The sequence below is a fragment of the Acidobacteriota bacterium genome, from assembly GCA_003696075.1.
Taxonomy (GTDB): Bacteria; Acidobacteriota; Polarisedimenticolia; order J045; family J045; genus J045.
The window spans coordinates 1-8,407 of record RFHH01000142.1; the positions used below are offsets into that span (position 1 = coordinate 1).

Sequence of the window (8,407 nt, forward strand, 5' to 3'; positions counted from 1 at the left end):
AACCGCCCCCGCCCGAGCCGCAGGAACAGAAGCTCGAGCCCTTGCTGCCGCAGCCGGAGATCGAGCTCCCCGATCGGCCGCCGGACGCCCGCGCGGTGGAGCTGCGGGCGGAGGCGGAGACGCTGCAGGTGCGCCGGCGGGTGGAGGTCCCCGAAATCGACGTCCCGCGCCCGGAGCCGGAGCGCGAGCCCCGCGTGAAGGTCGAGGTCGCGGCGGACTCGCCGCACTCCGAGCTGCGAGCCGTGCAGACGCCCGTCGACGTGGCCGTACCGAAGGCGGTGCCCAGGACGCCGGCGGCCAAGGTCGCCGCGCTGGCCGCCCCCACGCGGGAGACGTTCGTGGATCTCGAGGCTCCGGACGTGGAGGTCGCGACGCCGCGGCCCTCGGCGCGGAAAGCGCGGGCGCCGGCGCTCCAGCCCGTTTCCCAGCAGCTTCGGACGGGAACGGCCGTGCGCCGGACGCTGGAGGCGCCCGATGTCGAGGTCCCGCGGGGAAACACCGCCAGGCCGGAAAAGGCGGCGCCCGTCGCGGTCTCCGGGGCCGTCACCGGCACCCACGTGGTGTACGACGCCGATCCCGGAGCCGCGCCGGAGGTGGCCGTGCCCGCCCCGCGGCCCTCCGAGGCGCCGGGCGCCGCGCCCCGGCTCGCGGTCGAGCGCGGCGGCGATCCGGGGCTGCGGTACTCGGCGGCCCCCGTGGACGCCCCCGTCGGTTCGCCGGGGCGGAGGACCCGCGCGGCCGCCTCCGCGCGTCTCGAGGCGGTGCGGGCGGCACTCGCCCGCCGGTACGGCCTGCCGCTCGTCTCGGTGAACGATCTCGGCCAGCGGTCGACCGAGGCCGCGCGCTGGAACCTCCTGCTCCCGCAGATCAGCGATCTGCTGCGCGAGGTGCGGGGCCGCGGTGACTGGAAAGGTCATGGAGAGGTGATGTCGGTGACCCGCGATGGCGACCGCCTCGTGATTCGCTACCGCGACGGCATCGTCCACGTGGTGGTCCCGACCGAGGACGGGCTCGTCGCCCTGTTCGTGGCGCGCGGCTCGGGCGCGCGCCCCGTCGTGTCCAAGGTGGAGGAGGCAGAGCAGGCTCGGGACGCTCTGCGCAGCTATGCCAGAGGTGCATCGTGATGAGTTCGATTCGTCGCCTGTTGCTCCTGTCCGCTGCGGCGATGGCCGTGGCCGCACCGGCCGTCACGGCGCAGACGGACGTCGTGAAGGACCTCGAGTCGATCCGGCAGGCGGCCGTCGCCGCGTACAACTCGCGGGACTGGGAGGCGGCAGCCGAGCGCGCGGACGCCTACGTGCAGCGGTTGGACGCGGCCGGACTGCCCCACGCCGGAGCCGATTTCGCGCTGGTCTCCTTCATCGGTGGCCATGCGCGCCTCGAGCTGTGGAAGAAATCCCCCGACACGTTCAAGTACGACTTCGAGCGGGACGTGCTCGGCGCCATGCACGCGTCGCTCGACATCCTGCAGGATGATCCGTTCTTCAAGTTCAACATCCTGGGCTCGGCCTACTACGAGAAGCTGAAAGCGGACGGGTTCCGGAATCTCGACTACGAGAACAAGGCCAACTGGTACCTGTACAAAGCGTTGATCTCCCGGGCCGAGGAACTGCAGGGGAAGCCGAAGGACGGTGACGAGTACACGGCGTTCGCCAAGTTCGTCCTGCTCTACATCAACCGCGCGTTCGAGATGGCGAGGCACTCGCCCGTTCCGCAGGTCTACCTGGTCCGCGTCCGCGAGGCGTGCAGGCTCGGCTTCGGAACGAAGTTCGACGACCGCTTCAACCAGCTCTTCCAGGTGGTCGGGTTCGACGACGGAAACGTGCGGGCCGGCGTCCTGTGGCAGACGGGTCTCGACATGATGGCCGATCCGGAATCGGACCCGGACGAGGTGCTGGACACGTTCCGTAAGGCGGCGGAGGCGACGAAGGGTTACCGCCACCGAGCCGAGATCTACCGGCAGATGGCCGACTACGCGAGCCGGCTGGACGAGCACAAGTACAAGCTCCAGGCGGTGGAGTACGGGAGGATGGCTTTCCGGCTCGATCCGGAGAACCACGACATCCAGGTCCAGTACGGCACCAGCCTTCATGTCATCTCCTACGCCAACTACAACCAGGGTCGCTACGAAGAGGCGCTCAAGGCGGCCAAGGAGGCCACCTCCTTCGAATGGGACGGCGACGAGGTCGCCTACTTCGACCTGAGCCGGGCGCAGGCCAACTTCGGCGACAAGATCAACGCGCTCACCAACGCCGAGATCGCCTACGAGAAGGCCAAGCGCAAGTACGAAGGCGAAGAGCTTCAGCCGTTCCGGCAGAACTACGTGAACATCCTCCGCCAGTTCGGCCTCTCGGCCAGGGCCGATCAGATCGAGGCGGAGGGCGAGGGGAGCTGACGACGATGACGCGGAGAACGATCGGAGCCGCCGCGGCCCTTCTGTCGCTGGCGACGCCCGCCTGGGCGGCGATCAGCGAGCAGGCGCAGGCCGAGCTCGACCACGTCCGGGAGATGTACCGGGCGATCACCTCGTACCACGCAGTGCTCTCGGGAGAGGGTGCGACCGCCGAGGTGGTCAGCTCGGCTCTGTTCGACGTCGAGCGGTACGTGGAGGAGCTCGACGCGAGGCTGGCGACGGACAAGCTCTTCTACGACGACCGGGAGACGATCGAAGCGATATCGGAGGTGGTGGCCAAGGCCCATATGCAGGCAGCGCTCCTCCACGCGCGCGGGGTCGATCTCGAGCGGTCGATCGTGCAGTACGAGAAGGTGGTGGATCTGCTCGGCTTCAACCCGGTGCAGTGGGACGTCACGATGGAGCGGAGTGGCCGTCTCGGGCTTCTGGCGGGGGCGCGCGAGATCGTTTTCGAACTCGGCACGCCGCGCGAGATCGTGAAGGACCTGCAGAAGTTCTGGTCGGCCGGTGTGGTCAGCCGATTCGAGATCCAGGAATACGCTCCGGCGCAGCGGGCCGGCATGGTTCTCGAGCGGATCGGCGGGCCGACCGATCCCTTCTCGCAGGCGGCGTTCGAGCTGGCGGCGCGGCGGTTCAAGGATCGGGCCGGTGCGGGGCTCGAATCCTTCCGCGTCGTTCTGCCGCCGGGCCGCTACCAGGTCACCGTCCCGGGGGACGACCGCCCGCCGCGGGAGTTCGTCGTCGTGAAGGGCGGCGTCCCGGATCCCGTGATCCTCAACCCGAACCGCTTCTCGTTCGCGTTCGCTGCGCCGGACGCGCGTTGCCGTCCCGAGCTGGAGCTCAACGGCGTTCCCGTCGCCGGCCTGGCGGATCTGCCCTACGGCACCTACCGGGTCAAGGCGCCCGAGGGCTGTCCGATGCGGCTGCCGGACAAGATCACCGTCGAGCAGAAGCCGGAGGTCACGCTCCGCACCGAGCCGGAGCGCCTGGACATGGTCCGGGAAGGCCAGCCGATCTTCCTGTTCATCACGACACCTCCGGGCAGCACCTACACGCTCAGGATGTAAAACCGGCGCCTCGCCGCCAAACGGCCAGGCGCCCCGGACGGGGACGGGGAGGCGATCGCGCCTTCCTGTCCCCGGTTCGGTTACGGGGGCGGTCCGCGCGTGACGGGCTGCGGCGGTGCTATCCTCTCGGTGCCGTGTCGCTGAACCCGGTCGACATCACCTTCGGTGTCATCCTCGCGGCCGTCACCATCGGCGGTGTCCTGCGGGGCTTCGTTCGCATCGCCGTCGGCCTCGCGGGGTTGGGGATCAGCCTCGCCCTCGCGCTGCGCCTCGCCGACCGGGGCCCGCTCTGGTTCTCCGGGCTGTTCGCCACGCCCGAGGTGGCCCGTGTCGCCGCCTTCGTGCTGGTGCTCGCCGGCGGCCTGTTCGCCACCGTCGCCCTCGCCTGGATCGCCCGCCGGCTCATCGCCGCGGCGGAGGTGGGCTGGCTGGACCGGCTGGCGGGCGCGGTGGTGGGTCTCGTGGGTGGCGCCCTTCTGTGCGCCGGGCTTCTGGTGGCGCTCACCGCCTTCCTTCCCCCCGGATCCCCGGCCCTCCGGCGCTCGCGCCTCGTTCCGATCACGATCGTGGTGACGGACCTCGCGGCCAGGGTCCTGCCCCCGGGACTCGCCGACACCTATCGCCGCCACCGGCGGGCGCTCGATCCCTGGCTCGGAGGAAAGCGCCCGGAGACGGGCCGCTCCGCCTCGTGGTGAGAGCGCGCGCCAGGGGGCGGGCGCGCCGCGGCCTCGCCGCGCTCGCCGCGCTGGCCGCCGCGACGGGTGCCGCCGCCGGTGGAGCGGCGGGCGGGGTGGCCGCCCGCGAGCAGGTGGCCCGGGCGGCCGCGGCGGCGCGCGCCGTTCTGGGCTTGCGGCAGGATCGCCCGCTCCGGTTCGAGCGAGTCGCGCTGTCCCGTCTGGCCCGCATCGTCGCGGCCGAGCGGGCGAGCGTTCTGTCCGGACCGGCCGGCGGTCCGGTGAGCCGCGCGCTCGAGCGGCTCGGCTTGCTCCCCGGCGGTTCCCTGGAGGAGCTGCTGCGCGCGGAACTCCGCCGGATCCCTCCCGCCTGGTACCACCCGGCCCGCGACACCGTGGCGATCGCGCCCGCGCCGGCCTCTTCGCCGGAGGCCTGGCCGGTCGTCGTCCGCGCGGTGGCCCGGGCGCTGGCGGCGAGGGCCGTTCCGGAGCCGGCTGGCGCGGAGCCGGACAGCCGGTGGGCGCGCTCGGCCGTGCTCGACGGTGCCGCGGCGCTCGCCTGCCACCGGGAGGGCGGGGAGACGCGTCGCTGCCTGGGTCCGGAGTTCGGTCGCGCCCCCGTCCTTCTCCGCGCGCTGGACGGCCTGACCCGGGCCGCGTTCGAGCGGCTGCGGGACCGCTTCGAGGCCGGGGGGCCGGCTGCGGTGGCCCGGTACCTCGGCCGGCCGCCCGCGACGGCGGCGCGCGTCCTCCACCCGGACGATGCGCCGCCGGGTGGGCCTCCGCCGAACGCCCTGTCGGCGGGGGAGCTCGGCCTGCGCGCCTGGCTGGCGCCCGTCGCCCCCGGGGAAGAGGCGGAGCGCCTGGCGGCGGGCTGGGAGTGGGACCGGCTCGATTTCGCCGGCCCGGAGGAGATCGTCTGGCGCACGCGCTGGCGCAGCGGCTCCGCAGCCGCGCGCTTCGCCGGTGCGGCCGAGCGCCGGCTGCGGGTCGCCGGGGGCGGGGACTGGCGCCTGCAGCGGCGGGGGCGCGAGGTGTCGATCGTGCTGGAGGGCCGGGCCGTCCCGGCGGAGCCGCTGGGGGACGATCCTTGGGAAGGCGTTCGGTTCGGATACGGGCGGGAGGAGGAAAGGTGAGTCACGCGGCCGTGCGCCCTGGCCTCGAGGTGCTCGCTTCCGAGCAGGCGTCGCTGGTCCGGGGCAGGCGTGTGGGGCTGCTCACCCACCCGGCGGCGATCGACCGCGGGTACAGGCCGGCGGCCGCCGTGCTCGGAGCGGAGGCCGGGGCCGAGGTCGTCCGGCTCTTCGCTCCCGAGCACGGGGTCACCGGAGGCTTCCAGGACATGGTGGAGGTCGACGAGCGGACCGATCCGGTGACCGGCCTCCCCGTCGTGAGCCTGTACGGCGCCGACGAGTCGTCCCTGGCCCCCCGCCCCGAGCAGCTCGACGGGCTCGACCTCCTGGTGGTCGACCTCGTCGACGTCGGCGCGCGCTACTACACGTTCGCGGCGAGCGCCGTGCGCTCGCTGCCCGTGGCCGGATCCTGCGGCGTGCCGGTGATCGTCTGCGATCGCCCGAACCCGATCGGAGGCGTGCTGGTGGAGGGGGAGCCGGTGCGGGAGGGCTACCACAGCTTCGTGGGGGAGCTGCCGGTTCCGCCGCGGCACGGCCTCACCCTGGGAGAGCTGTGCCGGTTCGCCGTCTTGGAGCGCGGGATCGACGTCGATCTCACGGTGGTCCCGGCGGAGGGGTGGCGCCGCGAGATGTGGTGGGACCGGACGGGACTCCCGTTCGTGCCCCCCTCGCCGAACATGCCCTCCGTCGAAACCGCGACGGTCTACCCGGGCTCCTGCCTCGTCGAGGGAACCAACCTGTCGGAGGGTCGCGGCACGACGCGGCCGTTCGAGACGATCGGCGCGCCTTGGCTCGATCCCCGGCGGCTCGCGGAGCGCCTCGAGTCCTTCGCCCTGCCCGGGGTGCGGTTCCGTCCCATCGCGTTCGTCCCCTCCTTCCACAAGCACGCCGGCCGCGTTTGCGGCGGCGTGTTCGTCCACGTGACGGACCGCGAGCGGTTCCGGCCGGTCCTCACCGGTGTCGCCCTTCTCGCCGCCGCCCGAGCGGAGGATCCTGAGCGGTTCGCCTGGCGGATGGAGCCGTACGAATTCGTCGCCGACATCCCCGCGATCGACCTGCTCGGCGGCGGGCCCTCCCTGAGGGAGGCTCTCGAAGCGGGCGCCGATCCCCGCGACATCGCTTCCGGATGGGCACCCGCGGAGCGCGAGTTCCGCGAGCGGCGGCTCGCGGTGACGCTCTACTGAGACCGCCCCGGGCAAATTCTTGGCCCTCAGTGAATTGCGGCGGTGCCGGTGCGGCGGCGCGCTGGAGCCCCGGCCGGCTCCGGGCGGCATGACGAGACCGTGACACAGGCGCGACAGGATGAAGGACGCGCGGCCGGGGCGCGCCGGCCCGCACGGAGAGGAAGGCAGGATGGGTGCTCGGATCCTGGGGATCGGTTCCGCCGTTCCCCCGCGGCGTCTGACCAACGACGACCTCGAGAAGATCGTCGACACGTCGGACGAGTGGATCGTCACGAGAACGGGAATCTCCGAGCGGCGGATCGCTCCGGAAGGCACGTGCACCAGCGACCTGGTGGGCGAGGCGTCCCGAGCCGCTCTCGAGCGTGCCGGCATCGGAGCGGAGCAGGTCGACGCTCTGATCGTGGCGACCGCCACTCCGGACACCCCGTTCCCCTCGACCGCTTGCTGGGCCCAGCCCAAGATCGGGCTCCGTCGCGTTCCGGTGTTCGACATCTCCGCGGCCTGCTCGGGGTTCTTGTACGGGTACGCGCTCGCCGATTCGCTCATCGCGTCGGGCCGCTGCCGGTACGTCCTGGTCGTCGGCGCCGAGCTCCTGTCGCGGTTCATGAACTGGGAGGACCGGACGACCTGCGTGCTGTTCGGTGACGGGGCGGGCGCGGCGGTCTTCGGCCCGGGTGCCGAGGAGGGCGACGGACTGATCGCCCACACATGGGGAGCGGACGGCGCTCTCGCCGAGCTGCTGTGGGAGCCGGCGGGCGGCTCGCGGCACCCCGCGACCCACGAGACGGTCGACAAGAAGATGCACACCGTCCACATGGCCGGCAACGAGGTCTTCAAGCACGCGGTCAAGGCGATGCAGCGGGCCGTCGGCGAGGTGATGGAGCGCGCGGGGGTCGGCCCGGACGACATCGACCTGTTCGTGCCTCACCAGGCGAACATCCGCATCATGAAGGCCACGGCGGACCGGGCGCGGATCCCGACCGAGAAGGTCTATGTGACGATCCACAAGTACGGGAACGTCTCGGCCGCCTCGATTCCGATGGCCATCAACGACGCGCTCGAAGAGGAGCGGCTCGCCCGCGGCGACCTCGTGCTCTCGGCGGCGTTCGGCGCCGGTTTCACCTGGGCCGCCGCGTTGTTCCGCCTGTGACCGGGGAGTGCCGCGAGCGTCCATGAGCGCCGCGCGGTCTGCGCGCCGGCGTTGCTTTCGGCGCGCGTGCTCGTAGGTTTGACGACAGAGATTCCAATCGATCGACGGGCCGAAGCTCGGCAGGAGGATCAGCCTTGTACGGGAGACGCCGGCCTTCGCGCCGGAACCTCGCTCTCGTCGCGCTCGTCGGGGCGGCCCCGCTCGGCATCGCGTGCCTCGCGACGGCCACGGCGCTGTCGAGTGGCGACCCGCTCGCGTCGATCGTCGTCGGCGGGGGTGGGCTCCTCGCCGCGGTGGCCGCCGGGCGTTGGGGACTGGCGGAGTGGCGGCGGAGCCGGCGCCGCTAGCGTCGCCCGTCCGCTCGCGCCGCCGAACGGCGCGCCGCGGCCGAGCCGCCGTCGTTCCCGCTCCGAAGCCGGCGATCGTCTCTTCCCGCCGATGGGATGCCGCCCCGAGGCCGGGCCGGCGAGCGCGGCTTTGTCCCCGCACCCGCCGGAGGACTTTCATCGCGGCACGGTTCCGGCGGCGAGCCCCCGCTGGGACGATTCCCGGCCTCACCGCCGGGCGCGCCGGCGAAAAGCGGCGCGGTCACCGTCGGCCGCCGCGAGTCCCCCCTCCGCGCGCCAGGGCGGCCAGCAGCGCGAGGGCACGCCGCGCGCCGCGCTCGTCGCGGGTGGCGACGAAGATCGTATCGTCGCCCGCGACGGTCCCGGCGACGCCGGCGAGTTCCGGCTTCCCTTCGGCGACGGCGGCGTCGATCGCGAGAGCGAGGCGCGAGGCCTCTCC

General features: G+C 72.7%; 8 protein-coding genes. 7 read left to right on the forward strand and 1 reads right to left on the reverse strand.

Annotation, left to right across the window (positions count from 1 at the left end):
* The 7 genes from D6718_09840 to D6718_09870 all read left to right on the forward strand — a co-directional run.
* Positions 1 to 1,124: hypothetical protein (locus tag D6718_09840; protein RMG44558.1), on the forward strand; the 1,124-nt coding region annotated here is incomplete at its 5' end.
* Positions 1,124 to 2,395: a hypothetical protein gene (locus D6718_09845; GenBank protein ID RMG44559.1), complete on the forward strand. Its 1,272-nt coding sequence runs from the start codon at positions 1,124 to 1,126 to the stop codon at positions 2,393 to 2,395. The genes D6718_09840 and D6718_09845, both read left to right, overlap by 1 nt.
* Complete coding sequence (locus D6718_09850) at positions 2,364 to 4,175, forward strand: CvpA family protein (GenBank protein ID RMG44565.1); 1,812 nt, start codon at positions 2,364 to 2,366, stop codon at positions 4,173 to 4,175. Before D6718_09845 ends, D6718_09850 begins: the two co-directional genes overlap by 32 nt.
* Positions 4,169 to 5,290, forward strand: a complete 1,122-nt coding sequence (locus tag D6718_09855) for a hypothetical protein (protein ID RMG44560.1) — start codon at positions 4,169 to 4,171, stop codon at positions 5,288 to 5,290. The genes D6718_09850 and D6718_09855 overlap by 7 nt, the downstream gene beginning before the upstream one ends.
* On the forward strand, positions 5,245 to 6,471 hold the full coding sequence (locus D6718_09860) for a DUF1343 domain-containing protein (GenBank protein ID RMG44561.1): 1,227 nt from the start codon (positions 5,245 to 5,247) through the stop codon (positions 6,469 to 6,471). The genes D6718_09855 and D6718_09860 overlap by 46 nt, the downstream gene beginning before the upstream one ends.
* Before the next feature lie 169 nt (positions 6,472 to 6,640).
* Positions 6,641 to 7,621: a ketoacyl-ACP synthase III gene (locus D6718_09865; GenBank protein RMG44562.1), complete on the forward strand. Its 981-nt coding sequence runs from the start codon at positions 6,641 to 6,643 to the stop codon at positions 7,619 to 7,621.
* 134 nt (positions 7,622 to 7,755) lie between these two features.
* Positions 7,756 to 7,968, forward strand: coding sequence for a hypothetical protein (locus tag D6718_09870; GenBank protein RMG44563.1), 213 nt, complete (start codon positions 7,756 to 7,758; stop codon positions 7,966 to 7,968).
* Between the two features lie 241 nt (positions 7,969 to 8,209).
* Here D6718_09870 and D6718_09875 read toward each other — a convergent pair.
* On the reverse strand, positions 8,210 to 8,407 hold a 198-nt coding region (locus D6718_09875; protein RMG44564.1), incomplete at its 5' end, for a hypothetical protein.

Bases quoted from the DNA above. Each gene is read 5' to 3' on its own strand.
- D6718_09865 (RMG44562.1), top strand. From the start codon at position 6,641: ATGGGTGCTCGGATCCTGGGGATCGGTTCCGCCGTTCCCCCGCGGCGT.
- D6718_09845 (RMG44559.1), top strand. From the start codon at position 1,124: ATGAGTTCGATTCGTCGCCTGTTGCTCCTGTCCGCTGCGGCGATGGCC.